Source organism: Nocardia aobensis NBRC 100429 (genome assembly GCF_000308375.1).
GTDB lineage: Bacteria > Actinomycetota > Actinomycetes > Mycobacteriales > Mycobacteriaceae > Nocardia > Nocardia aobensis.
The window spans coordinates 44,566-69,345 of the sequence record NZ_BAFQ01000073.1 but is presented as its reverse complement, the minus strand read 5'-3'; the positions used below and the strand labels follow the sequence as shown (position 1 = coordinate 69,345).

The 24,780-nt window shown below is 68.0% G+C and carries 24 protein-coding genes and 1 tRNA gene; 9 read left to right on the top strand and 16 right to left on the bottom strand.

What is annotated here, in order from left to right; all coding sequences use genetic code 11:
• The coding region (locus tag RJ03_RS10140) for an aldo/keto reductase (protein ID WP_167331962.1) at nucleotides 1–210 on the top strand (210 nt) is incomplete at its 5' end.
• Nucleotides 211–234: 24 nt separating this feature from the next.
• Here the strand turns inward: RJ03_RS10140 and coaE are convergent.
• A complete protein-coding gene (gene coaE / locus RJ03_RS10135; RefSeq protein ID WP_036500569.1) occupies nucleotides 235–1,431 on the bottom strand; it encodes a dephospho-CoA kinase in 1,197 nt (398 codons plus the stop codon).
• 290 nt (nucleotides 1,432–1,721) lie between these two features.
• Between coaE and RJ03_RS38305 the strand changes: the two genes are divergently transcribed.
• Nucleotides 1,722–1,928 (top strand): hypothetical protein, encoded by a 207-nt coding sequence (locus tag RJ03_RS38305; RefSeq protein WP_083870720.1) that lies wholly within the window; start codon nucleotides 1,722–1,724, stop codon nucleotides 1,926–1,928.
• A gap of 54 nt (nucleotides 1,929–1,982) precedes the next feature.
• On the opposite strand, the gene RJ03_RS10130 is transcribed toward RJ03_RS38305, so the two are convergent.
• Nucleotides 1,983–3,512 (bottom strand): phospholipase C, encoded by a 1,530-nt coding sequence (locus RJ03_RS10130; protein ID WP_036500567.1) that lies wholly within the window; start codon nucleotides 3,510–3,512, stop codon nucleotides 1,983–1,985.
• 221 nt (nucleotides 3,513–3,733) lie between these two features.
• A complete protein-coding gene (rpsA, locus tag RJ03_RS10125; protein ID WP_036500565.1) occupies nucleotides 3,734–5,203 on the bottom strand; it encodes a 30S ribosomal protein S1 in 1,470 nt (489 codons plus the stop codon).
• A 474-nt stretch (nucleotides 5,204–5,677) separates the two neighbouring features.
• Between rpsA and RJ03_RS10120 the strand changes: the two genes are divergently transcribed.
• Nucleotides 5,678–6,559: a class I SAM-dependent methyltransferase gene (locus RJ03_RS10120; protein ID WP_036500562.1), complete on the top strand. Its 882-nt coding sequence runs from the start codon at nucleotides 5,678–5,680 to the stop codon at nucleotides 6,557–6,559.
• Here RJ03_RS10120 and RJ03_RS10115 read toward each other — a convergent pair.
• The 4 genes from RJ03_RS10115 to RJ03_RS10100 form a co-directional block, all read right to left on the bottom strand.
• The gene (locus tag RJ03_RS10115) at nucleotides 6,534–7,343 is read right to left on the bottom strand and encodes a hypothetical protein (protein WP_174372286.1); all 810 of its coding nucleotides are present in this window, start codon (nucleotides 7,341–7,343) and stop codon (nucleotides 6,534–6,536) included. The genes RJ03_RS10120 and RJ03_RS10115 overlap by 26 nt on opposite strands.
• Before the next feature lie 109 nt (nucleotides 7,344–7,452).
• Complete coding sequence (locus tag RJ03_RS10110) at nucleotides 7,453–7,632, bottom strand: type II toxin-antitoxin system antitoxin (RefSeq protein WP_036500559.1); 180 nt, start codon at nucleotides 7,630–7,632, stop codon at nucleotides 7,453–7,455.
• A complete protein-coding gene (locus RJ03_RS10105; protein WP_036500557.1) occupies nucleotides 7,632–8,570 on the bottom strand; it encodes an SPFH domain-containing protein in 939 nt (312 codons plus the stop codon). The genes RJ03_RS10110 and RJ03_RS10105 overlap by 1 nt, the downstream gene beginning before the upstream one ends.
• An 84-nt stretch (nucleotides 8,571–8,654) precedes the next feature.
• Complete coding sequence (locus RJ03_RS10100; protein WP_036500555.1) at nucleotides 8,655–10,019, bottom strand: FAD-binding oxidoreductase; 1,365 nt, start codon at nucleotides 10,017–10,019, stop codon at nucleotides 8,655–8,657.
• Between the two features lie 71 nt (nucleotides 10,020–10,090).
• Here RJ03_RS10100 and RJ03_RS10095 point away from each other — a divergent pair, with 71 nt between their 5' ends.
• Entirely contained in the window at nucleotides 10,091–11,002 is a 912-nt protein-coding gene (locus RJ03_RS10095) for a LysR family transcriptional regulator (RefSeq protein WP_036500553.1), read from the top strand.
• A 120-nt stretch (nucleotides 11,003–11,122) separates the two neighbouring features.
• Here the strand turns inward: RJ03_RS10095 and RJ03_RS10090 are convergent, their stop codons facing one another.
• Nucleotides 11,123–12,016, bottom strand: a complete 894-nt coding sequence (locus tag RJ03_RS10090) for a LysR family transcriptional regulator (protein WP_036500550.1) — start codon at nucleotides 12,014–12,016, stop codon at nucleotides 11,123–11,125.
• Nucleotides 12,017–12,106: 90 nt separating this feature from the next.
• On the opposite strand from RJ03_RS10090, the gene RJ03_RS10085 reads away from it, so the two are divergent.
• A complete protein-coding gene (locus RJ03_RS10085) occupies nucleotides 12,107–12,949 on the top strand; it encodes an oxidoreductase (protein WP_036500548.1) in 843 nt (280 codons plus the stop codon).
• Between the two features lie 9 nt (nucleotides 12,950–12,958).
• Here RJ03_RS10085 and RJ03_RS10080 read toward each other — a convergent pair whose 3' ends face one another.
• From RJ03_RS10080 to RJ03_RS10065, 4 genes are all read right to left on the bottom strand, one after another.
• The gene (locus RJ03_RS10080; RefSeq protein ID WP_036500546.1) at nucleotides 12,959–13,747 is read right to left on the bottom strand and encodes an amino acid ABC transporter ATP-binding protein; all 789 of its coding nucleotides are present in this window, start codon (nucleotides 13,745–13,747) and stop codon (nucleotides 12,959–12,961) included.
• Nucleotides 13,744–14,694 carry an amino acid ABC transporter permease gene (locus tag RJ03_RS10075; RefSeq protein WP_036500610.1) on the bottom strand — a complete coding sequence of 317 codons (951 nt, stop codon included), beginning with the start codon at nucleotides 14,692–14,694 and terminating at the stop codon, nucleotides 13,744–13,746. Before RJ03_RS10075 ends, RJ03_RS10080 begins: the two co-directional genes overlap by 4 nt.
• Before the next feature lie 6 nt (nucleotides 14,695–14,700).
• Complete coding sequence (locus RJ03_RS10070; RefSeq protein WP_245552233.1) at nucleotides 14,701–15,609, bottom strand: ABC transporter substrate-binding protein; 909 nt, start codon at nucleotides 15,607–15,609, stop codon at nucleotides 14,701–14,703.
• 152 nt (nucleotides 15,610–15,761) lie between these two features.
• Nucleotides 15,762–16,844, bottom strand: coding sequence for an isocitrate/isopropylmalate dehydrogenase family protein (locus RJ03_RS10065; RefSeq protein ID WP_232329399.1), 1,083 nt, complete (start codon nucleotides 16,842–16,844; stop codon nucleotides 15,762–15,764).
• 121 nt (nucleotides 16,845–16,965) lie between these two features.
• Between RJ03_RS10065 and RJ03_RS10060 the strand changes: the two genes are divergently transcribed.
• Together RJ03_RS10060 and trxA are read left to right on the top strand one after the other, a co-directional pair.
• On the top strand, nucleotides 16,966–17,535 hold the full coding sequence (locus tag RJ03_RS10060; protein ID WP_232329398.1) for a 2'-5' RNA ligase family protein: 570 nt from the start codon (nucleotides 16,966–16,968) through the stop codon (nucleotides 17,533–17,535).
• Between the two features lie 76 nt (nucleotides 17,536–17,611).
• Nucleotides 17,612–17,977 carry a thioredoxin gene (gene trxA / locus RJ03_RS10055; RefSeq protein WP_036500541.1) on the top strand — a complete coding sequence of 122 codons (366 nt, stop codon included), beginning with the start codon at nucleotides 17,612–17,614 and terminating at the stop codon, nucleotides 17,975–17,977.
• Between the two features lie 90 nt (nucleotides 17,978–18,067).
• Here the strand turns inward: trxA and RJ03_RS10050 are convergent, their stop codons facing one another.
• From RJ03_RS10050 to RJ03_RS10035, 4 genes are all read right to left on the bottom strand, one after another.
• On the bottom strand, nucleotides 18,068–18,496 hold the full coding sequence (locus RJ03_RS10050) for a 2-isopropylmalate synthase (protein WP_036500539.1): 429 nt from the start codon (nucleotides 18,494–18,496) through the stop codon (nucleotides 18,068–18,070).
• A gap of 406 nt (nucleotides 18,497–18,902) precedes the next feature.
• The gene (locus RJ03_RS10045; RefSeq protein ID WP_036500537.1) at nucleotides 18,903–19,082 is read right to left on the bottom strand and encodes a hypothetical protein; all 180 of its coding nucleotides are present in this window, start codon (nucleotides 19,080–19,082) and stop codon (nucleotides 18,903–18,905) included.
• Nucleotides 19,083–19,089: 7 nt separating this feature from the next.
• Entirely contained in the window at nucleotides 19,090–21,900 is a 2,811-nt protein-coding gene (polA, locus tag RJ03_RS10040) for a DNA polymerase I (protein ID WP_083870722.1), read from the bottom strand.
• A 169-nt stretch (nucleotides 21,901–22,069) separates the two neighbouring features.
• Complete coding sequence (locus RJ03_RS10035) at nucleotides 22,070–22,696, bottom strand: ANTAR domain-containing response regulator (protein WP_036500534.1); 627 nt, start codon at nucleotides 22,694–22,696, stop codon at nucleotides 22,070–22,072.
• Nucleotides 22,697–22,893: 197 nt separating this feature from the next.
• Between RJ03_RS10035 and RJ03_RS10030 the strand changes: the two genes are divergently transcribed.
• A tRNA-Leu gene (locus RJ03_RS10030) sits at nucleotides 22,894–22,980 on the top strand.
• A gap of 287 nt (nucleotides 22,981–23,267) precedes the next feature.
• Entirely contained in the window at nucleotides 23,268–24,686 is a 1,419-nt protein-coding gene (locus RJ03_RS10025) for a DUF1254 domain-containing protein (RefSeq protein ID WP_174372285.1), read from the top strand.
• Nucleotides 24,687–24,780: the final 94 nt, after the last annotated feature.

The following is a 24,780-nucleotide window of genomic DNA, read 5'->3' as shown; positions in this document are numbered from 1 at the left end:
GTGGAACAGCTGGAGGATTTCGCCGCGCAGCGGTCCATCTCCCTGCTCGACGTCGCCATCGGCGGTCTGGCCGCGCAACCCACGGTGAGTTCGGTGATCGCCGGCGCCACCTCATCCGAACAGGTGGAGGCCAATGTGAGGGCAGGGCAGTGGCAGCCCACCGCAGAGGACCTCGCGGAGATCGACCGAATCACCTCCGTATCGCACTGACAGCGGAACGTGGTGGAGCCTGCGTCAGGCGTGCGGAACCCGCTCGTAGACCTTGTCGAACCAGGGTTCCTTCACCGACAGGTACGCCTCGACGGCCTCATCCCCCACCTTGCCCGTCGCCTCCGCCTCGCCGCGGCGCTTGATCTCCAGGTACTCGGCACGGGCGTCGGCGTCGGCGCGCAACCAGTCACGGAAGTCCAGGGCGAACCGCTGTCCCGGCGAACCGTCCACGCGCACATGGACATTCGCGAGCCGCCCGGGATCGGCGTTGCCGTGCAGACGTTTCGCCCACAGCTCGGCATCGGTGCCCGCGGGATCCTGGGGCGTCGGCTTCGGATTATCGCCGGTGATCGAGTCGATCCGCGGAAAACCGGCGGCGGCCAATCGATCTCGCAGCGCGTCGGCCGTCGCGAGGTCGGCGACCGTGATCTGGATGTCGACGACATCCTTGGCGGCCAGCCCCGGCACGGCGGTGGAACCGATGTGATCGATGCGGCGCGCGTCGCCACCGCAGGCCAGCCACAGCCGGCCGATCAACCGCTGCGCCTGCGCCGGCCAGTGCGGGTCCGGCTCGACCACCCGCACCGGCCCGGTCGAGCGCGCCGCAGTCCCGGTGCGCACATTGTGTTCGAAGGGCAGCAGGCGCTGCTCCCACAGCGCTCGGACCTGCGGCGCCAGCGCCTCGGCATCAGAATTGTTGTCCAACAGGACATCCGCGGCCGCACGCCGTTGGTCGTCACTCGCCTGCGCCTTGATCCGTGCCAGCGCGTCCGCGCGACTCACGCCACGGAACTGCTCGAGCCGGTGCACGCGCGTCTGCTCGTCGGCCATCACCACCACGACGAGATTCATCATCGCGCCGAGATTGTTCTCGACCAGAAGCGGAATATCCTGCACCACAACGGCGTCCGCGGGCGCGGCGGCGATCAGCTCGGTGGTGCGCCGGCCGACCAGCGGATGGGTGATCGAGTTCAGCGTCGTGCGCGACTGCTCGTCCGCGAAAGCGACCGCCGCGAGCGCCGGGCGGTTCAAACTGCCGTCCTCGGCCAGAATGTCCGGGCCGAACGCCGCGACCAGTGCGGCCAGACCCTCGGTGCCGGGTTCGACGACCTCGCGGGCGATGGCGTCGCTGTCGACCAGCACCGCCCCGTGTTCCACCAGCAGCCGCGCCACCGTCGACTTACCCGCTCCCATGCCTCCGGTGAGACCGATACGCAACATTTCCCCAGTCTCGCATCCACTGCCGGCGTCCGCGTCCGCACCCCGGCCGCGGGCCGATCGGGCTGATTGCCCATCGCGTGTTTCTTTTTCACCTCATCCACGCGGTATTACCCATTCCGTGACGCCGGTGATATCAATTCGCAACTTTTTCCTCGCGATACCGACCTGGAGTCGGCAACTTTCCGACACGCCGGGGCCGAAGTCACGCAAAATCCGCAGCCCCGCACTTTTGTTCCGCTACTGTTTCGCCCCGGGCGATCCAGGCCATCCGAGCTAGCGAAGGACGATCATTGGGCACCACACACATCCAGTCGGGTCGCCACCGGCTGGGTTTGGCAGGCACCGTGCACTGCATTCGGATACCCGCCGTTGCGGCAGCACTGGCCGAACATCGCCGTTCGTGGTTGACCGCCCTACTCAGCCCGGCCCGGCACAGCTTCGCGGCCATGCGCAGCCGCAGCGGCGCCACCCGTTGGATTCCCGCCACGGCGAGCTGACCAGTACGTCGAACATTCGGCGGCCCACCGGAGACTCGGCGGGCCGCCGGTATTTCACACCAGACCGCTCGGGCTTCGGCGTGAGCCCGGTTCCTGACTCGGCATCGCATTCGGCGGCACCGGATAGGGAATTCCCTTATCGTTGGTGCCGAGCGCGATATTCGGACCACATTGCGCCAGAGCGGCATCCGATTTCGGTTTCGGATCGGTAATTCGCGGTGGCACGGAATCGGGTGCCGAACCGAAATCGAAGGCCGAGGTCATATCACCGGTGACGCTGCGCCGCCAGGCAGTCAAATTCGGCACGTCCACGCCGAAACGACGTTCCAGCAATCGCAATTGCGAGGTGTGGTCGAAGGTCTGCGAGGCGACCAGGCCGCCGCGCGAATACGGCGAGATGACGAAACACGGGACGCGGTAACCCAACCCGATCGGGCCCGCGACACCCTTGGCAGCGGGTACCCGGCCGAGGTCCACGGTGAGGTACTCCCCCGGCGTGCCGGGCGGCGGGGTCGGCGGGGTCACGTGATCGAAGAATCCGCCGTTCTCGTCGTAGCTCACGATGAGCGCGGTCTTCTCCCACACCTTCGGATTGGAGGTGAGGATGTCGAGCACCTGCATGATGCCCACCGCGCCCAATGCCGGTGGCAGCGCGGGATGTTCGCAGTTGAACAGCGGCGGAATCACCCACGACACCGAGGGCAGCCGGTCGGCGGCCACGTCCGCCGCGAAATCCTGCGGATAGACCGGAGCCTTGCCGCGCCTGGCCAGCTCGGAGTTCGGATCCGCGGCCTGTGTGAAGCAGCCCATCATGCCGTCGAGGATCACCGACGAGATCGGGCCGAGGTCGCGATTGTTGTAGATCTTCCAGTCGACGCCGGCCTCGGAGAGGTTCTCCGGGTAGGTGCGCCAGCTGTAGGCGTTCTGCGGGATCAGCGTCGGCGTCTCCACCAGCGGACCGCCGGCCAGACCGTCGGGGTCGATGGTGGCGGAGACCCAGTACAGCCGGTTCGGGTCGGTCGGGCCGAGGACCGAGGAGTGGTAGTGGTCGCAGAGGGTGAACGCATCGGCCAGCTCGTGGTGAATCGGGATATCGGCGCGGGTGTAATATCCCATGGCCGCAGGACCATTGGCAGCGCCGACGCTGGCCACCGACATCGGCATCCAGCGGTCGTTGCGGCCCCCGTTCCACGCCTCGTGCATACCGCCCCAGGAATGATCGGGGTCGTTGACGCATTCGCCGTCGAGCGTCGCGCCTCGGGTGGTGTCGAGCCGGAACGGGACGATGAACCCGTCGGCGGTGGGCCCGACGCCGGGTGCGTAGCCGTACTGCTTCCACGCCGGCGAGGCGTCGTCGAAACCTCGTACGCCGGACAGGGTTCCGAAGTAGTGGTCGAACGAGCGGTTCTCCTGCATGAGCAGGACGAAATGCTCGATATCGCCGAGCCCGCCCATGCCCGCCGGGTCGGCCGCGTGCGCACGCTCGATGATCGGGTTCGCCCAGGCGGCCAGCGCCCCGACCCCACCGGCCGCCATGGCCTTCGCCAGGAAATCACGCCTCTTGATGCCGTCGAACAGACCCATGCCGGTGCCGAGACCTTCCGCGTCGGTGAAAACAACAGTGCCGGATGACAAGACCGCGTCAGCCGACAAGACCGTGCCGACTGACAGAGGACAGCGGTAGATCCTCGCCGAGAATAATGGACCGGCGGTAGCGATGCGGTGACGACGGGCTGAATGGGCAGCCCGGAGACGGGCGAAGGCCCCGGTCCATCGGACCGGGGCCTTCGTTTCAGCTCAGCGAATTACGCGTTGCCGGACAGCTTCTCACGCAGCGCGGCGAGCTGCGCGTCGCTGGCCAGCGAACCGCCGGCCGACTCGGAGGAGCTGGAGGACGAGCTCTGCGCGCCGCTCTCGGAGGAGTAGTTACCGGAGGCACCGCCATTGGCGGCCTCGGCAGCGGCGTCGGCCGCCATCTTCTCCATCTGAGCGGTGTGCATCTTGTGGCGACGCTCGGCCTCGGCGTAGCGGCCTTCCCACTCTTCCCGCTGCTTGTCGAAGCCCTCGAGCCATTCGTTGGTCTCGGGGTCGAAGCCCTCGGGGAAGATGTAGTTGCCCTGCTCGTCGTAGCTGTCGGCCATGCCGTACTTCGACGGGTCGAACTCGGCGTGGTAGTCCTCGTTCGCCTGCTTCAGCGACAGCGAGATCCGGCGACGCTCCAGGTCGATGTCGATGACCTTGACCATCGCGTCGTCGCCCACGGCGACAACCTGGTCCGGCACCTCGACGTGGCGCTCGGCCAGCTCGGAGATGTGCACCAGGCCCTCGATGCCCTCCTCGACGCGCACGAACGCACCGAACGGAACCAGCTTGGTGACCTTGCCGGGCACGATCTGGCCGATGGCGTGGGTGCGGGCGAACTGACGCCACGGGTCTTCCTGGGTGGCCTTGAGCGACAGCGAAACCCGCTCGCGGTCCAGGTCGACGTCGAGAACCTCGACGGTGACCTCCATGCCGACCTCGACGACCTCGGACGGGTGGTCGATGTGCTTCCAGGACAGCTCGGAGACGTGCACCAGACCGTCGACGCCGCCGAGATCGACGAACGCGCCGAAGTTGACGATCGAGGACACGACGCCCTTGCGGACCTGGCCCTTCTGCAGCTGGTGCAGGAATTCGCTGCGGACCTCGGACTGGGTCTGCTCCAGCCAGGCGCGGCGGGACAGGACCACGTTGTTGCGGTTCTTGTCCAGCTCGATGATCTTGGCCTCGATCTCCTTGCCGACGTACGGCTGCAGATCGCGGACGCGGCGCATCTCGACCAGGGACGCCGGGAGGAAGCCGCGCAGGCCGATGTCCAGGATCAGACCACCCTTGACGACCTCGATGACGGTGCCCTTGACGGCCTCGTCCTTCTCCTTGAGCTCCTCGATGGTGCCCCACGCCCGCTCGTACTGAGCCCGCTTCTTCGACAGGATCAGGCGGCCTTCCTTGTCCTCCTTGGTGAGAACGAGGGCCTCGACCTCATCGCCCACGGAAACGACCTCGGCCGGGTCGACATCGTGTTTGATGGACAGTTCGCGGGAAGGGATGACGCCTTCGGTCTTGTAACCGATGTCGAGCAGAACCTCGTCGCGGTCGACCTTGACGATCGTGCCTTCGACGATATCTCCGTCGTTGAAGTACTTGATCGTCTTGTCGATGGCGGCGAGGAAGTCCTCGGCGGAGCCGATGTCGTTGACGGCTACCTGCGGCGAGGTGACGGTGGTGGGCATATGTTGGGTTGCTCCGGACGGATTGTGGTCGGTAGTGGACATTGGAACTCTCGGTTTTGCTGTGAAGTCACAGCGGTGGAACTACGTTGACGGCCGTGCACAGCACATCGCTGCGACACAGCACAACGCTGTACTCACTGCAGAAACTCACAGCACCGGCTGCGAAATCACAGCCCGCGGGCGACTTCCGAAATCCGTAACCCCTGCGCCCGGTACCGAGCGCTACAGTACCGACAGCGGCTACGCAAATGCCGAAGACACTCGCGGGAAACAGCGTACGCGACGTGAGTTACGCCAAGCAAACACGGGTCCCCGCCCGCATCATGATCATACGTCCGCACCGAACACCGTTCCCGCACAGTGTGGTACCCGTCACGGCCGGGAGGTGATCACCCCGCTCGCGCACACCCCGGCGGGCACATCCCGACGGCGTCCGCGAGGGCCCGCGCCCGGCCGTGCCATACGCTGCGAACCATGTCCGACGACCCGCATCCGGCCCTCCTCGACGACGCTCGCCACGCCCAGGCCAACGCCCTGCTCGGCACCGCGCGGGTGACCCGCACGAGCGTCGGCTCGGCCGTCAGCGAGCGCGCCAACCGGCGCTGGTGGGACGCCGACGCCGCGCAGTACCACGAGACCCACGCCGATTTCCTGGGCGTCGACTCCGAGGCCGGAGAATTCGTCTGGTGCCCGGAGGGCTTGCACGAGGGCGACTGGCATCTGCTGGGCGAGGTCGCCGGGCGGCGGGTGCTCGAGATCGGCTGCGGATCGGCGCCGTGTTCGCGCTGGCTCGCCGGCCGGGGTGCGCATCCGGTCGGACTGGATCTGTCGCGGGCGATGCTCGACCGCGGCCTCGCGGCCATGGCGCGCGGCGGCCCGCGGGTGCCGCTGGTGCAGGCCGGTGCCGAGGCGCTGCCGTTCGCGGACGAATCGTTCGATCTGGCCTGTTCGGCGTTCGGCGCGATCCCGTTCGTCGCCGATGCCGCCCAGGTGATGCGGGAGGTGGCCCGGGTGCTGCGGCCGGGCGGACGCTGGGTGTTCTCGGTGAATCACCCGATGCGATGGATCTTCCCCGACGATCCGGGCCCGGACGGACTGCGCGCCACGATCCCGTATTTCGACCGGACGCCATATGTCGAGGTCGACGCCGACGACGAACCGATCTACGTCGAACATCACCGCACGATCGGCGATCGGGTCCGCGACATCGTCGGCGCGGGCCTGATCCTGCTCGACATCGTCGAACCCGAATGGCCGGAGTGGCTCGAGCGCGAATGGGGTCAGTGGAGCCCGTTGCGCGGTGAGATCTTCCCCGGCACAGCCATTTTCGTTACCGAGAAGCCGCCGCGGCATTAGCCCGCGCGGCTCGCGGCAGCGGCGGCGACGTCACCGTCGCCTTGCCGTCGGACACCGAGGTCTGCGCGGGAATGGGCGTGGTCTTGCCCGGATCCGGCTTGGCCACCGGTGTGGCGGGCGCCGCGGCGGGCTCCGTCTGCCCCGTGGGGGCCTTACCCGTGGGCGCCGGCTTCGTGGCCGACGCCTCCGCACCGCCCGGACCGAGGAACGGCGGCAGCGCCGCGAACCGCGGATCGATGCGCGCGGTCCGGCTGACGTGGGTGATCCAGCGCCGCGCGCGGGTCAGCGGGTGGTCCGGGAACTGCGAATCCCAGCGCGCGTCGTCGGCGACGTTGTAGGGCAGCTTGCCCTTGACCTCCGGCGCGTACGGATGCGGCGGGAACATGTTCGCGAAGCCGACCTTCGGCACGACCGCGGCCTCGCGGACGCCGGACCGGCCGGTTTCGGGGCACATGATCTTCACGATCGCGCTGCACCCGGCCTTGGGCACGACGATTCCGGCGGTGAAGCCCAGCCCGGTCGCCTGATCGGCCAGGGGGAACTTCTCCAGCCGCAGCAGGGCCGGCTGGGAGTCCACACTGATGGCATGTGCCTCGATCAGGCAGCCGAACTCGGCCTGTAATTCGGTGAGGCGGCGGCGCAACGTGTCGATGTCGGACAGCGGGGCGGGTAAGTCCGGTACCAGATCGATATAGCTCAGCGTGATGATGTCACGGGTGGCCGGATTCCCCCACGTGGTCTGGTCAAGCTGCTGCAGTCCCCCGGTTTCGAACACGATTGGCACGCAACCAAGCTACCCATTCGTGACCTTTTCGCACTTCCTGGGGCGTTTTGTGTTCAAGGCGTGACCACCTGGTAATAAATACCGGACGAAACGGGTGTCAGGTTTGTTTTCATTCGGGGGCCTCCCCGGCCCGCCGCGGGGAGCGCCCCACCTGATCGAGCGCCATCCGCAAGGCGTACTCGATCTGAGCGTTGATGCTGCGCAGGTCGTCGGCCGCCCACTTGGCTATCGCCTCGTGGACGGCCGGATCGAGCCGGACGAGCACCTTCTTGGGCTCGCGCTTGGCCATCAGGAGTAGAGAGTTCCGGTGTTGACCACGGGCTGAGCGGACCGATCGCCACACAGCACCACCAGCAGATTCGACACCATCGAGGCCCGCCGCTCCTCGTCCAGGTCGACCATCCCCTCCTCGGTGAGCCGCTGCAGCGCCATGCCCACCATGCCGACCGCACCTTCCACGATGCGGCTGCGCGCGGCCACCACTTGCGCGGCCTGCTGGCGGACCAGCATCGACTGGGCGATCTCCGGCGCGTACGCCAGATGCGTGATGCGCGCTTCGAGAATCTCGATACCGGCGAGCGCGGTGCGCTCGCGCAGTTCCGTGGTCAGTTCCTCGGCGACCTCGGCGCCGTTGCGCAGGCTGGTCGGAGCCGGGTCGTCGGACCCGACGAGAGCGGGCGTCGCCGCCACGGCCGCGGGCACCACATCGGGGGCGGCGTCGTAGGGGTGCACGGTGGCCAGGTGCCGGACCGCGGCCTCGGACTGGGTCTGCACGTACTCCTCGTAGTCGTCGACGGCGAAGGCGGATTTGAAGCTGTCCACGACCCGGTAGACCACCACGGCCGCGATCTCCACCGGATTACCGTCGAAATCGTTGACCTTCAACTTCTGTGTCTCGAAGTTGCGGACCCGCAACGAGATTCGCCGTCTGGTGGTCAGTGGCAGGGTCCAGAAGAAGCCGGCGTCGGCGACCGAGCCGACGTAGCGGCCGAAGAACTGCAGCACCTTGGCCTCGTTCGGGCCGACGGTGGTGAGTCCGGTCAGCAGGATCACCGCGACCGCGAGGATCACATAGCCCGCGACCGCGCCGATCGCCGCGCCGGCACCCCCACCCGAACCGGCGGCGCTGGAGGCGGCGACCCCGCCGATCAGTCCGGCGGTGCCGACCACCAGCAGCACCAACAGCATCAAGAACCCGTTCAGCCGGAAGGCCGGACGCAGCGACATGACATCCTCCCAATATTGAAGTGATATCACGACGATAGCGCAGCGATACTCCCGGCGACAAGTGGCCCGGGTCGCCGGAGCGGCTCAGGCGGGCCGGATGTTGCGGTTGAAACGGAACAGGTTGGCCGGGTCGTATGCGGACTTCAGCGCTCGCAGCCGGTCGTAGGTTCGCGCGGCGTATCCGGCGCGGGTCTGGTTCTCGTCGGCCCACTCCCCGGCGCCGTACAGGAAGTTCAGATTGTGGCCGATCGTCCACGGCGCCAGCGACTTCGCGACCAGGTCGTGGTAGCCCCGCTGATCCGGGCCATCCGAGTTCGGCATCGTGATGATGCGCGCGTTGTATTCGGCCTCCCGGTGGTCCATCGCGATACCCGCCGGACCCGGGCGGCGCAGCGCACCGCCGAGATGGCGGAAGCCCGCCACCGCAGCGACCGGCGCCTCGGGGCCGGTGACGTCGAGGAAGTCCGACGCCGCATCCGCGGTCAGGTCCGACAGCAGGGCATTGGTGGCGGTATAGGCGTGCGGGAAACTCGGGTCGCGGTAGATGCCGTGCGTGTCGCTGTAGGGCATCGTTCGCAGATCGTCGGCGAGCCGGGCACCCACCTCACGCAGCGGCCGGACCAGCCGCTCACCGTCGGCGGCCGACCCGGTGAAGGCGATGTTGACGGTGGCAAGGTAGCGCCCGCGCAGCGGTTCCGGGATCGCCGGGACGTCGGGCATCGTCATCATGGTGATCGCCGAGGTCATCTCCTCGGGGACCTCGGCGGTCCACTGCCGCCACGCCTCGAGCGCGGGTTCGACCAGCTGGGTGTCGAAGGTGAGCTGTCCGCCGTAGACCTCGGTGATCGGGAACAGTTCGAGCTCCATACCGGTGACCACACCGAAGTTACCGCCGGATCCCAGTGCGGCACCGAACAATTCGTCACCGGGCGTGAGGCGGCGCAGCCGCCCGTCGGCCGTCACCAGTTCCACGGCGCGGACGCGGTCGGCGGCGTAGCCGAAGGTGCGCGCCAGAATGCCGAGCCCGCCACCCAGGTGATAGCCGACCACACCGACCGAGGGCGAGGAGCCGTTCAGCGGCGCCAGACCGTGCGCGACCGCCGCCGCGATCAGCGCCTCGGCCTGCACACCCGCGGCCACCCAGGCGGTGCGGGCTTCCGGATCGACGCGCAGGTCGGTCATCCGGCGCGTGCTGATCAGCACACCGCCCGCGGCCGGCACCGAGAGCCCGTGGCCGGTCGCCTGGACCGCGACGGGCAGCCCGTGCCGCGCGGCGAATTCCACGGCCGCCCGTACATCCTCGGCGTGGACCGCGCCGACGACGAGGTCCGGCCGGTGCGTGTAGGCGGTCTGGAAGCCGGAGACCTCGGCGTCGTAGCCGTCCGCACCCGGGCGAAAGACCGGGCCGGTGACGGTGGGCAGTTCGGCGGGGAAGGTCGAGTTCGTCATGTCCTGAACTCTGCCGCCGGGCTAATGAGAAGTAAAACAGATAGTTATTCTTGATACTAGAATTATCAGTTATGGAACTGCGGCAGTTGCGCTACTTCGTCACCGTCGCCGAGGAGGCGAATTTCACCCGGGCGGCCCAGCGGCTACATCTGGCGCAGCCCGGTCTCTCGGCGCAGATCCGGCAGCTGGAACGGGAATTGGGTCAGCCGCTGCTGGACCGGTCGGGACGCACCGTGACACTGACCGCCGCCGGTGCCGCCGTACTGCCGTATGCCCGATCGGCATTGGCTGCGGCACAACAGATCTCGTTCACCGTCGACGAGTTCACCGGATTGTTGCGGGGGCAGGTCCGAATCGGCCTGATCTCCGGGGCGGCGACCGAGGAGTTCGACGTCGCGACGGTCCTGTCGGCATTCCACCGGGATCATCCGCAGGTCGGCATCACCCTCACCGAGGACACCACGGACCGGATGCTCGCCGCGCTGGCCCACGGCGAACTCGATATCGCCCTGGTCGGGTTGACCGGCGCGGAACTCGACGAACGCCTGAGCGTCGACGTCGTCTTCGAGACGCGCCTGGCCGCGGCCGTGGCGCGCGACGCCCACGAATTCGGATCGCGGATCGCGCTGGCCGCGTTGCGCGATCGCTCCCTGATCTGCCTGCCGCGGGGCACCGGAATTCGCGGCGTGCTCGAACGTTGCTGCGCCGCCGCGGGATTCACGCCGAGAATCGAGTTCGAGGCCGCCGCGCCGCCACTGCTCGTTCAACTCGCGGCCGGTGGACTGGGAATCGCCGTGGTTCCGGCCCTCGGCACCGCTCGAGCCGAGGCCGCGGGAGTCCGGATGATCGAGATCACCGATCCGCAGATGCACGGACAGCTCGGCCTGGTCTGGCGTTCGGATCGACCGGCGGCGCCGGCCGCGAAGGTACTGCTCGGGCAGTTGCGCATCGCCCTGGGCCGCCGCAAGCCGGCGCACCGCTGAGGCTGGTCCCGCGAGTGTCGGCCCTCGGAACCCGAGGCGCTGCCGACCCGAGGCCGGCGCGACGACGTCCCGCCTCGGCGGGTACGGCTGCGAGCCGAGCCACTCGCACCCGCCGACGGCTCATCCGGCGCCCACCGCCGAGCGACACGCGTCGATATATCCGCGGACGAGCGGGCGGGACTCGCCGCGCCGCCACGCCAGCGCCAATTCGCTCGGGCCGATGCCGCGTACCTCGCGGGCCACCACGCCCTCGTGGGCGATGAGCGGAACATTGCCCGCCGCGAGGAGCACCACACCGTCGCCGTTCAGCAGCGCCTCGTAGGTTTCCTCGGTGCTGGAGATCACTGCCCCGATGTTCGGCGCGCGGCCGCCACGCGCGTCGACCGCCAGCCAGTAGTCGCGCAACTCGGCCGCCGACTCCGGCAGCGCGAGGAACGGTTCATCGAGCAGATCTGCGAAATCCACCACCGAATGCGCTGCGAGCGGATGATTTTCGGGCAGCGCCACCATGCGCGGTTCGCGCGCCACCACGATCCAGTCGTAGCGGTCCGGCTGGGCCAGTGGCAGCCATACGAAGGCGACATCGGCGCCGGCATCGGCCAATCCGGCGGTCGGATCGGACCAGCCCAGTTGACGCAGCTCGGGTTTCGCATGCGGGAACGCGGTGGCGAACCGGGACCTCACAGCCGGCAGTAAACCGCGCCCCGGGCTGGTACTGATCCCGATGGTCACGGTGGCATGCCGGCCGGCCTTCGCGGCCTCCACTTCGGCACGCGCGCTGTCCCAGTCCGCCGACAACTTTCGCGCATGCGGCAGCAGCGTCCGGCCCACCGGAGTGAGGCGGACCGACCGGCTGTCGCGATCGAACAGCGGCGCCCCGATCTGGCGTTCCAGAGCGCGGATCTGCTTCGACAGCGCGGGCTGGGAGATGAACAGAGCCTCGGCGGCACGGGTGAAGTTCAGCTCGTCGGCGACGGCGACGAAGTACCGCAGATCACGTCCGTGCACATCCATAACCCATGGTTATAGCGAAAGGTCTTGGACTCCACCACTGGGGACAGGCAAGGATTTCTCCCGTACCCAGAACTATCGAGGAGAGTTTCCGTGAGCACAGGCAAGGTCTGGCTGATCACCGGCGCCAGTAGCGGTTTCGGACGCGCGATCGCCCAGGACGCGATCGACGCCGGCGATATCGTCGTCGCGGTCGCTCGCCGCACCGCCGCGCTGGACGATCTGGTGGCCGCCCATCCCGATCGCATCGAGGCCGTAGCGCTCGACGTCACCGACACCGACCGCGTCGCCGCGGTCGTCACCGATGTGATCGCGCGCTACGGCCGCATCGACGTGCTGGTCAACAATGCCGGGCGCACCCAGGTCGGCGCGGTGGAGGAAACCACCGACCGGGAACTGCGGGACCTGTTCGACCTGCACGTCTTCGGTCCCGCCGCCCTCACCCGCGCCGTCCTGCCGCAGATGCGCGCCCAGGGCAGCGGAGCGATCGTGATGATGAGCAGTGTGGGCGGTCAGATGTCGTTCGCCGGTTTCTCCGCCTACAGCGCCACCAAATTCGCGCTGGAGGGACTGTCGGAGGCGCTGGCCGACGAGGTGGCACCGTTCGGCATCCGGGTGCTCGTCGTCGAACCCGGCGCCTTCCGCACCGGCCTGTTCGGTTCCGGCGCAGCCTATTTCAGTGCCGAATCCGACGCCTACGCCGAGACCGCGGGCAAGACCCGCCGCATGATCGAGGGCGGCGACGGCACCCAGCCCGGCGACCCGGCCAAGGCCGCGGCCGCCATCCGCGCCGCTCTCGAGGCCGAGCGCACCCCGCTGCGGCTGCCGCTGGGCAGCGATTCGGTCGACACCCTGCTCGGCCACCTGGACTCCGTGCGCGCCGACATCGGCGAGTGGGAGAAGGTCGCGCGCGCAACGGCTTTCGACGAGGACTGAGCCTCGTTTCTACAGGATTCGGGACAGGAAGGCCTGGGTTCGCTCGTGTTGCGGATTCGCCAGCACCTCGCGCGGATTCCCGGCCTCCACCACCACTCCTCCGTCCATGAACACCAGTTGGTCGGCGACCTCGCGGGCGAAACCCATTTCGTGCGTGACGACCACCATCGTCATGCCCGATTGCGCCAATTCGCGCATGACCGTGAGGACTTCGCCGACCAGTTCGGGATCCAGGGCCGAGGTGGGCTCGTCGAACAGCATCAGCTTCGGATCCATCGCCAAGGCGCGGGCGATGGCGACGCGCTGCTGCTGTCCGCCCGACAGCTGCGCGGGATAGGCATCGGCCTTGTCCGCCAGGCCGACTCGATCGAGCAGTTCCCGAGCGCGAGCGACCGCCTTGGAGCGGGAGATCTTCTTCACGTGAATCGGCGCCTCGATCACATTCGCCAGCGCGGTGCGATGCGGGAACAGATTGAAATGCTGGAACACCATGCCGACGTCGCGGCGCTGGCGCGCCGACTCCCGCGGACGGAGTTCGTAGAGTTTGCCGCCGCGTTCGCGATAGCCGACCAGATCGCCGTCGACGTAGAGCCGCCCGGCATTCACCCGTTCCAGATGGTTGATACAGCGCAAGAAGGTCGACTTGCCGGAGCCGGACGGGCCGATCAGGCACATCACCTGCCCGCGCGCGACCTCGAGCGACACCCCCTGCAACACCTGCAGCGCACCGAAGTTCTTGCACACCCGCTCGGCGCGGATCATCGGGACATCGGCCGAAGCCGCCGTGGCGCTGCTCATTTGCCGGCCTCCGTGGTCTGCTGGGTGGTGGCCAGTGCGCGCAGCTGCCTGCCGGTCAACTGCCGCGTCACCCCGCGCGAGTAGTACCGCTCGAGATAGAACTGGCCGACCATCAGCACACTGGTGATCGCCAGATACCAGGTCGCGCTGACCAGCAGCAGCGGGATCGGCTGGAAGTTGATGCCGTAGATATCGCGGGCGCGGCCGTACAGATCGGTGGTCAGCGGGATCGCGGTGACCAGTGAGGTGGTCTTCAACATGGAGATCAGCTCGTTGCCGGTGGGCGGGATGATCACCCGCATCGCCTGCGGCAATACCGTGCGCCGCATGGTCTGCCCCCACGACATGCCCAGCGCCACCGACGCTTCGCGCTGGCCCTCACCCACCGAATTGACTCCGGCACGCACGATCTCGGCCATATAGGCGGCCTCGTTCAGGCCCAGGCCGATCATGGCGAAGATGAACGGCTGCGACCAGTCCTGCACATCCCACTGCACGAAACTGGGCCCGCCGAACGGGATTCCGAGTTGAATCGATTTGTACAGCGCCGGGAACAGGCCCCAGAAGACGAGCTGGATGTAGACCGGGGTGCCGCGGAAGATCCACAGATACACCCACGACACGGACCGCAACACCGGATTGGGCGACAGCCGCATCACCGCGAGGATCACACCGAGCACGACGCCGATCGCCATCGCCAGCACGGTCAGTTCGAGGGTGACCACCGCACCCTCGGATATCCGCCGATCGAACAGATACTTCCCGTAGGTGTCCCAGCGATAGGCCGGGTTGGTGGCAGCACCGTAGACGAACAGGCCGAGCAGGATCAGCAGTACCGCCGCGGCGATCCAGCGTCCCGGCCGCCGCAGCGGTACGGCCTCGATCGGCTCCGGCATCGATGCCTCGGGCGGCCCGGCCTGCGAGCCGGCGGGGGGTTGCGCGGACATGTGCACTCAGCCTTTCGCGCCGTTGATGACCGACGTGGTGATCGCACCGGCCTCTACGCCCCAGTTCTGGGCGATGGTGCGATAGACGCCGGTATCGATCAGATGCTGCAGCGCCGCTTGCAGCACCGGGGCCAGCGGCGACCCCTTCGGCACCGGCCAGCCGTAGGGCTCGGCCTCGAACACCGGGCCCGCGGCCTCGATGGTGTCGGCATTGCGCTTGATCGCGTACGCGGTGACCGGGGAATCGGCGGACATGGCGTCCACCTGGCCGAGGACCAGGGCGGTGGCCGCCGCACTCTGTTCGTCGTAGGACATCTTGTGGATCTCGGGCTTGCCGGCATCGGTGCAGGCCTTCGATTTCGCCGGGATCTCGTCGATGTCCTCGGTAGTGGTGCGCTGCACGGCGACCTTCTTGCCGCAGGCGTTGTTCGGATCGATGGGACGACCCTTGCGCTGGGCCCACTGGATGCCGGCGGAGAAGTAGTCGACGAAGTCGACGGTCTTCTCCCGCGTCAGGTTGTCGGTGAACGACGACATGCCCACATCGACGGTGCCGGCCTCGATCGCGGGGATGATCTTCTCGAAGTCGGCTTCCTGATAGTCGGCGCGCACACCGAGTACACCCGCGACCGCGTCCATCAGGTCGACGTCGAATCCGATGATCCGTCCCGTGTGCGGATCCCGGTACTCGTTGGGCTGATACGGAACGTTCACACCGACCACGAGCCGTCCGGCCTGCGCGATCTTCGGCGGCAGTTGCGCCGCGATCGACTCGACCTCGGGCACCGGCACCTTGGGCACCTTGGGCGATTCGTCCTCGGTGTTGTCCGCACATCCCGCTGCCAGCACCGCCGCACCGACGATCACGCACGCGGCTCGCAGGATGTACCCGCGGGCGCCGAGTCGAACTGACACGCGGCCCTCCGTATTCGCGCGATCCGCCACCGTGGGCGGGTCGCCGTGTAGCAATGCAGCCATTCGAAAATCTAGGCGATCGGCACGGGATGCGCCGGTCGGTTACCGAAGGTTAATGCGCGCCGCGACCGGCGGCAGGGGTACACGCCGATTCACCGGCGATGCACCCGCGCCCGGACCTGCTCGGTGAATTCACTGGTCGAGGCCAGTCCGCCGAGGTCGGCGGTGGCGATGCCGGCCGCCAGGGTCGCCGCCACCGCACGCTCGATCCGGTCGCCGGCGCCGAGCAGCGCCGGATCGCCGTCACGGGCGCCCAGCCAGCGCAGCAGCATCGCGGCCGACAGTTGCAGGGCACCCGGATTCGCCCGGTTGCGTCCCGCCAGCGCGGGAGCCGCGCCGTGCACCGCCTGCGCCATCGCCTTGTCGGCCGAGCAGTTCAGCGAGGCCGCCAGGCCCAGCGAACCGGCGAGTTCCCCCGCGAGGTCGGAAAGTATGTCGCCGAACAGGTTCTCGGTCACCAGGACGTCGTAGTCACCGGGCGCCCGGACCAGATGGGCCGCCGCGGCGTCGACATGTTCGTCGTCGACCTCGACGCCCGAGTACCCGGCGGCCACCTCCGAACACACGTCGCGGAACAGACCCATCGTCATCGGCAGCACATTCGCCTTGTGCACGATCGTCAACCGGCCGCGCCGGGCCGCCGCGAGCGCGCAGGCCTGATGCGCGATGCGTGCGCAGGCGGCTCGGGTGATCACGGCCACGGCCATCGCCACATCGGCGGTGGGCCGGAATTCGCCCGAACCGGCGAACATGTTGCGGTCGGCGTAGAAGCCCTCGCTGTTCTCGCGCACGATCACCAGATCGATGTCCTGCGCGGCCGCCCGCACGCCCGGAAAGGTCCGAGCCGGGCGGATATTCGCGTACAGGCCGAAGCGTTTGCGGATCGCCCCGCCCGGCGGAGCCCCGATGCGGTGATGCGGCGCGTAGGAGACGTTGTCGTGCGGACCGAGAATCCAGGCGTCGAGGTCGGCGAGAGCGGACAACGTGGTCTCCGGGAGGGGTTCCCCGCATTCGGCGATGGCCGCATGCCCGATCGGCAGTTCGACCCATTCCGGCGTCGGCGCGCCGGCCGCGGCGAGCGCCTCGTCCACCACTGCCCGGGTCGCCTGTACCACCTCCGGTCCGATGCCGTCGCCCTCGATCAGCCCGAGCCGCACCACCCGCCGCGAATCCACCGCGTTCACTCCTCTGCTCGCACCCCGTCCCGGCCGGTCCGCGGCCCGGCACACCGGGTCACCCTATGGGGTGGCGCGTCACCGAGCCCACCGCGGGCCCTGGACCGCCGGCCGAAGTCGGGTGATCGACGCACCGCACGCGATCCCCGCGCGTAAGTTGGCCCGCATCATGGTGCAGTCGGTGGAACTGGTACTCGACGAGGCGGCGGAGGCCGAGATTCGCCGGCAGTGGCGCATGCTGGCCGAGGCCGGAATGCACAGTCCCACACCGGAACACCGGCCGCACATCACCGTCGCGGTCGCCCGCGAGATCTGGCCCCGGCTGGACCGGACGCTGGCCGCCCTCCCGTTCCGCCCGCTCCCGATCCGGCTGGGCGGGCTGCTGATATTCGGCGCCCGCCATCCCATTCTGGTACGGCTGGTGGTGCCCACCGAGGACCTGCTGACGATGCAACGGCGCATCGCGGCGGTCGTCGACGGCTGCCCCGGCGTTCCGGCGAACATGTGCCCGGACGCGTGGACCCCGCACGTGACGCTGGCACGGCGGCTGAGATCGGAGCACTGGCCCGCGGCGATCGAGGCGGTGGCCGCCGAACGGGATTTTGCGGCTACCGTGGTGGGTATTCGGCGGTGGGACGGTGATCGGCGGATCGAGTGGCCGATCGCCCCAGGGGGTGAGGCCCACGGTTGAGCCGCGGACGCCGGCCGCACGGAAGATATGCGCAGCGTCCCGCGTTGCACCGCAGACAACGACACGAGAGGAACCCATGGCCACCCAGACCCTGACCGCGCAGAACTTCGACGAGATTGTGACCGGAAACGACGTCGTCCTCGTCGATTTCTGGGCCGATTGGTGCGGGCCCTGCAAGGCGTTCGCGCCCACTTTCGAGGCGTCCTCGGAACAGCATCCCGATGTCATCCACGGCAAGGTCGACACCGAGGCCGAGCAGAGCCTCGCCGCCGCCGCCAACATCCGCTCCATCCCCACGATCATGGCCTTCCGCGAGGGTGTCCTGGTCTTCGCGCAGCCGGGCGCACTGCCGCCGGCCGCGCTCGAGGATCTGGTCTCCCAGGTGAAGGCGCTCGATATGGAAGAGGTGCGCAAGCAGCTCGCCGAACAGCAGCAGAGCTGACCCGCCCGAACCGGTGCCGCATCCCGATTCCTCACGAAACGGGATGCGGCACCGGCGTTTTCGCGTGTCGGCTCGGTTGCCGAGCTGGGCTCAGTTCCCGAGTTTGTTGATGCCGGCGATCATGGCCCGGACGGTCGACTCCGGCCCGTCTCCGGCGAGCGCGGCGCCCCAGCCTCGGCGGCCGTTGCATTCGCACTGCACGAAGGTGGCGGTGCCGCTGCCGGTACGCCGCTGGTGGAACTGCAGAATCTCCACCGGATAGCCCTCGTCGTAGAGCGCCGAGGTCAGCGCGGCGACCGGGCTACCGGCGGACACCACGGTCCGCGCATGTCCGGCCAGTTCGATGGTGGCGGTATAGGTCGCCCGCTGTTCGGCCCGCGCCCAGTCGCTGAGCTTGACCGGGCCGGTGTGCGCACAGTAGCGGTCGTAGAACTCCGCGGGCGTCAGGTCGGCGGATTCGGCGCGCAGCCCCTTGGGCGCGGCCGCGATGAAGTCATGTGTATCGATAGTGATCGTCATTGGACTAGGTCTTCCCGAAGCTTTGTCGTTGGTCGGATGACAGAGGGGACCAGCGCAAACACTTGTCAACGGCCGCAGCGAGGGGGCCGGTCCGAATCAGCTCCCGCTACGGCGAGGTACTACGAGAAGTCGCGCCGCAGCCACCATCGCGGTAAGCGGAAGGAGCACCACGCGGTCGCGGTCGGCGACGTTGCGCGCGGCGCTGTGGCTTGCGGCGGGATTCGGCACGGCTTCGAGAATATGGACTCGTCGCGACGATGGCAACAATATTGCGGCGGAACCAACGAGTAACTTCGTCACATTTTCGAGTGAACGGTATGCCAACGGACAGTGCCGTGGTGAGCGCCGCATTCGCGCAGGCCACAGCGGGTCCACAGGATGTGCCACGGACCGGTTCGGCGTGTCGTCACCGGGGTTGCGCGGGTTTGCCCCACCGCAACAGATAGCGCCGGAACACCAGTCGGCGCACCCGCGCGCTCGGCAGGATGCCGCGCGCCCGCCGGGCGACCTCGCGCGTGGCGAGTGGCGGATCGCGGACATCCTCGTCCGCGGCGCGGGATGCCGTGCGAGACCGGGCTCGCTCCAAGCCCTGATCAGTGCGCGGCGGAGTCCCAGCTGCGGCCCACGCCGACGGAGACCTCGAGCGGCACCGACAGGTCGATGGCGCTCGACATCTGTTCGCGGGCAAGTGATTCCAGTGCCTCGCGCTCACCCGCGGCGACCTCGAAGACGAGTTCGTCGTGGATCTGCAACAGCATGCGCGAACGCAGGCCCGCCTCCGCGATGGCGGCCTGGGTGTTGATCATCGCGACCTTGATGATGTCGGCGGCGGTGCCCTGGATGGGCGCGTTGAGCGCCATCCGCTCGGCGGCCTCGCGACGCTGGCGGTTGCTGGAATCCAGGTCGGGCAGGTAGCGGCGACGGCCGAACAGCGTCTCCGTGTAGCCGACCTTGCGCGCCTGATCCACCGCGTCGCGCAGATAGTCACGAATCGCGCCGAAACGGGAGAAATAGACCTCCATCTGCGCCTTCGCCTCCTCGGCACTGATCCGCAGTTGCTGCGAGAGCCCGTACGCGGACAAACCGTAGGCCAGGCCGTAGGACATCGCCTTGATCCGGCGGCGCATCTCCGGGTGCACATCGGCGATCGGGATGTCGAAGGCCTTGGACGCGACGAAGCTGTGCAGGTCTTCGCCGGAGTTGAACGCCTCGATCAGCCCGGCGTCCTTGGACAGGTGCGCCATGATCCGCATCTCGATCTGGCTGTAGTCCGCCGTCATCAGCGATTCGTAGCCGGGGCCGACGACGAAGGTGTCGCGAATGCGCCGGCCCGTGTCGGTGCGGATCGGGATGTTCTGCAGATTCGGCTCGGTCGAGGACAACCGGCCGGTGGCGGCGATGGTCTGGTTGAACGTGGTGTGGATGCGGCCGTCGTCGGCGACCGACTTCAGCAGCCCGTCCACGGTGACCTTGAGGCGGGTGGCGTCGCGGTGCGCCAGCAGATGTTCGAGGAAGGGATGTTGGGTCTTCTCGAACAGCGACTCGAGCGCGTCGGCGTCGGTGGTGTAACCGGTCTTGGTCCGCTTCGTCTTGGGCATATCCAGCTCGTCGAACAGCACCACCTGCAACTGTTTCGGCGAACCCAGGTTGATCTGCTTACCGATCACCTCGTAGGCGGCTTCCGCGGCCGAGGCCACCCGGTCGGCGAATTCACGCTGCAACCCGTCCAGTTTGTCGCAGTCGACGGCGATGCCAGCGTGCTCGAGTTCGGCCAGCACACCCAGCAGCGGCAGTTCCATCTCGGTGAGCAGCGGCACGGATTCGATGTGGTCGAGTTCGGTGTCGAACGCCTCGGCCAGATCCGCCACCGCGCGGGCGCGCAGGATCTCGGCCTGAGCCAGTTCGGTGTCGACCTGGTCCTCATCGTCGAGCAGCGACAGCTGGGCGTCCTCGGCGGCTTCGACCCGCAATTCCCGCGAGAGGTACCGCAACGACAGATCGTCGAGGTTGAAGGTGCGCTGTCCGGGGCGGACCAGATAGGCCGCGAGCGCGGTGTCGCTGGTGAGCCCGGCCAGCCGCCAGTTGCGCCCGCGCAGGGCGTGAATGGCCGCCTTGGCCTCGTGCACGGCCTTGGGGGTCTCGGCGTCGGCGAGCCAGCGACCGAGGGCGAGTTCGTCCTCGGGGGTCAGCGCGACCACGTCGAAGTAGCCGCCCTCCCCGTCGGCGGCGGCGATCGCGATCGCCTTCACATCACCCTGCACGGGCGTGGTCGTCCCCACGATCGAAACGCCGTGGCGTGCACCGGCTTTCGCATGCTCGGCCAGCCAGTCCGCGGCGGCGCCGGGCGCGACCGGGCCGCCGCTGATCTCGAAACCGCTCTCGGCCTCCGGCTCCGGCGGCGCCAGCGTCTCGAACAGCCGGTCCCGCAGCACCCGGAACTCGAGATCGTCGAACAGGCGGTGGATCTTGTCGCGATCCCACGGCTGCTGGGCCAGCTGCTCCGGGGTGTACGGCAGCGGAACATCCTTGACCATCTCGGTGAGCTGCCGGTTGAGCACCACGCTGGACAGGTTCGCGCGCAGTGCGTCGCCGACCTTGCCGCGCACCTCGTCGACCCGCTCGACCAGGGACGGCAGATCGCCGAATTCACGTATCCACTTGGTCGCCGTCTTCTCCCCCACGCCCGGAATGCCGGGCAGATTGTCACTCGGGTCGCCACGCAGGGCCGCGAAATCCGGATACTGGGCCGGGGTCAGGCCGTACTTCTCCTCGACCGCCTCCGGTGTGAACCGGGTGAGCTCGGAGACACCCTTCTTCGGGTACAGCACGGTGACATCGGGATTGACCAGTTGCAGCGAATCCCGGTCGCCGGTGACGATCAGCACCCGGAAACCTTGCGGCACAGCCTGAGTCGCGAGGGTGGCGATGATGTCGTCGGCCTCGTAGCCCTCGATGGCCATCACCGGGATGCCGAGCGCGCCGAGCACCTCCTGGGTGATCTCCACCTGTCCGCGGAATTCGTCAGGAGTGGTGATGCGGTTGGCCTTGTACTCCGGATAGGCCTCGACCCGGAAGGTCTTCCGGCTGACGTCGAACGCGGCCGCCACATGGGTCGGCCGCTCGTCACGCAGCAGGTTGATCAGCATGGCGGTGAAGCCGTAGACGGCGTTGGTGGTCTGCCCGGTGACGGTCTTGAAGTTCTCCGCCGGTAGCGCGTAGAAGGCGCGGTAGGCCAGGGAATGGCCGTCCAGCAACAACAGCGTGGGACGCTCGCCGGGGGCACCCGCCACCGTACTGCCGGCTTTCGGCGCTGCCGCTGCGGCGGTGGTGGACGACACACTGCCCTGACGCTGATCGGTGGAGGCTGGAGTCACGGCACAGAGTCTAGGGACAAGCACCGACATCCCCGGCCACCGGGCACGGACCGGCATGTGTCGCGCTCGGATTCGCCCTCACCGATCTGCCCGCCGCTGTCACGCAGGCCACACCCGCCCCACGGACCGGCAGCTGTCTCGTGCCCACGCTCGACCGTCGCGGGCCGGCACACGAGGCGCGGCCGGCCGCGAGCGGCGATCAGGACTTCGGCGCGAGATTGTCCAGGACGACCTCCGCGACCGCCTTCATGGTGGTGCGGCGATCCATCGCGGTGCGCTGGATCCACTTGAACGCCTGCGGTTCCGACAGTCCCTGCGTCTGCATCAGCACGCCCTTCGCGCGCTCGACCAGTTTGCGGGTCTCCAGGCGGTCGGACAGGTTCGCGACCTCCTGTTCCAGCGCCGAGATCTCGTGAAAACGGCTGGCCGCCAACTCGATCGCGGGCACCAGATCCGATTTGGTGAACGGCTTCACCAGATAGGCCATCGCACCCGCGTCACGCGCCCGCTCCACCAGGTCACGCTGGCTGAACGCGGTCAGGATCACCACGGGCGCAACACGTTTGGACGCGATTTCACCGGCGGCATCGATACCGTCGCGCCGCGGCATCTTCACGTCCATGATGACCAGATCGGGGCGCAGTTCCACGGCCAGGTCGACCGCCTGCTGGCCGTCACCGGCCTCGCCCACCACCTGGTAGCCCTCCTCGGAGAGCATCTCCACAAGGTCCATCCGGATGAGCGCCTCGTCCTCGGCCACCACGACACGCTTCGCGGCAGCCGGCGCGTCCTGCTTCGCGCCCGCGCCCCCTGCATTCGTTCCCATAGACAGACCCCTCGATATTCCGATGCCGATGCCCGATGTGCGCCTCCGGTCCCACCCTGTCACCGGCCACGCACAGCCGAGTGTCCTAAAGCGTACCGTTCAACTTCGCTCACAACCCATCTACCCAGCGGGAACCCGCCCGCGCGGGACCGATTCGGTAACCTGGGCACCCACCGGCTATCATTTCCTCCCGGTGCGCCGAGTTGGCGGAACTGGCAGACGCGACGGTCTCAAAAACCGTTGTCCTCACGGACGTGTGGGTTCGAGTCCCACACTCGGCACCAAGTCGGGCAGGTCCCGACGATTCTCCGGGCATCGGCCGATCGACCTCGATATGCGCCTCGACACCGACAGGCGGCGACGAGGGCGCCGGAGGCCGTGCGGAACAACATCTTCGAGGTGAGTCGTCTCCCCCGGACACGCAGGGTATCGGCCCGAGCCGCGAGGCATGCCGGTCGAAGCCGGTGAGACCGGTGCGCCTGCATTTCACCTCATGCGGGTGAGGTGGTGCCCGCGATCTCGTTCGTATCTTGGCCGAAACGGAGACCACCAGCGGCGCCGAGGAGCGGACATGGCCGATTCGCACGATCAGTTGGCGGCGGCGTCGAACCGGATCGGTGTCCCCGACCGGGTGAAGACGCCCTTGGGAACCTTCGATTTCTTCGACGGCGTCCCGAAACCGGAATCGCTCACCGCGCTGTACGAGGGCCTGGATTTCCTGCGCGGAGTCGAGGTCTTCCTCAACTCGGTACCGGGCGCCTCCCTGGTCGCCATGCGGCGCGGGTTGCGCAGTGTCGGCATCGACGGTGTGTCGACCATGGCGATCACCGAACCGCGCGCCAACTCCGGCAGCTTCTTCCTCACCCCGAACACCGAAACCACGTACGGCACTTCGTTCTTCGATCTGCGGGGCGGGCCGGTCGTGATCGAACCACCCACCGACTCGCTCTGTGTGGTCGACGACTTCTGGTTCCGCTATGTCGCCGATCTGGGCATCGCCGGTCCCGATCACGGGCAGGGCGGGAAATACCTGTTCCTGCCGCCGGGCTACGACGGCACGGTCCCCGACGGGTATTTCACCTACCGGCCGCCGACCTACACAAACTGGGCGGTGTTGCGCGCCCTCGGCGGCGTGGAGGCGATCCGGCAGGCCCGCGTCTACCGTCTCGCCGACGCCGACGCCCCACCGGAGATGGCGTTCGTCAACGTCGCCGACCGGATCTTCAACACCGTCCACTCCAACGACTTCTCCTTCTACGAGGAGGTCGACGAACTGATCCAGGAAGAACCACCCGGCTCACTCGATCCCGAACGCGCCGGTCAGCTCGCCGCGATCGGAATCCGGCACGGCCACCCGTTCGCCCCCGGCCCGCGCCTGCGCGCGATTCTCGACACGGCCGCCCGCACCGCGGCCGGGATCAGCCGGGCGCTCGTCTACTTCCCCCGCGACACCGACGGCCTCGTCTTCGAGGACCGATCCTGGAAAGAAGCCTTCGTCGGCGGCAGCTACGAATTCCTGCGCGACGGGGCACGCCTGCTCGACGCGCGCACGCTGTTCCACTACGTCGCCACGGTCATCACCCCGGCCATGGCCCATGCCCGGCCCGGCGCCGGATCGGCCTACACCTACACCGCGCAGGACGCCGAGGGCCGGATCCTCGACGGCGGCAAACACTATCGGCTCGTCCTGCCGCCCGACCCGCCGGCGAAGAACTTCTGGTCGGTCGACATTTACGACACCCAGACCCGCTCCCTCCTGCAGACCGACAACCCCTACCCCAGCCTCATGAGCCTGTCCGGCACGGTCCGGACCGAATCCGACGGCTCGATCGTCCTCTGGTTCGGCCCCACCGCGCCCGACGGGCGGGAATCGAACTGGATCCAGACCCTGCCCGGCAAGAGCTGGTTTCCCATCCTGCGCCTCTACGGGCCGCTGCAACCGTGGTTCGACAAGGATTGGAAGCCCGGCGAAATCACCGAAACCCACTGACGAAACCGGCCGTACGAAATCGAACCGAATCGGTAGGACGGCCCGTGAATACGCGTAGAGTGGGGCACACGACCCCGGGCAGGAGGAGGTCGCG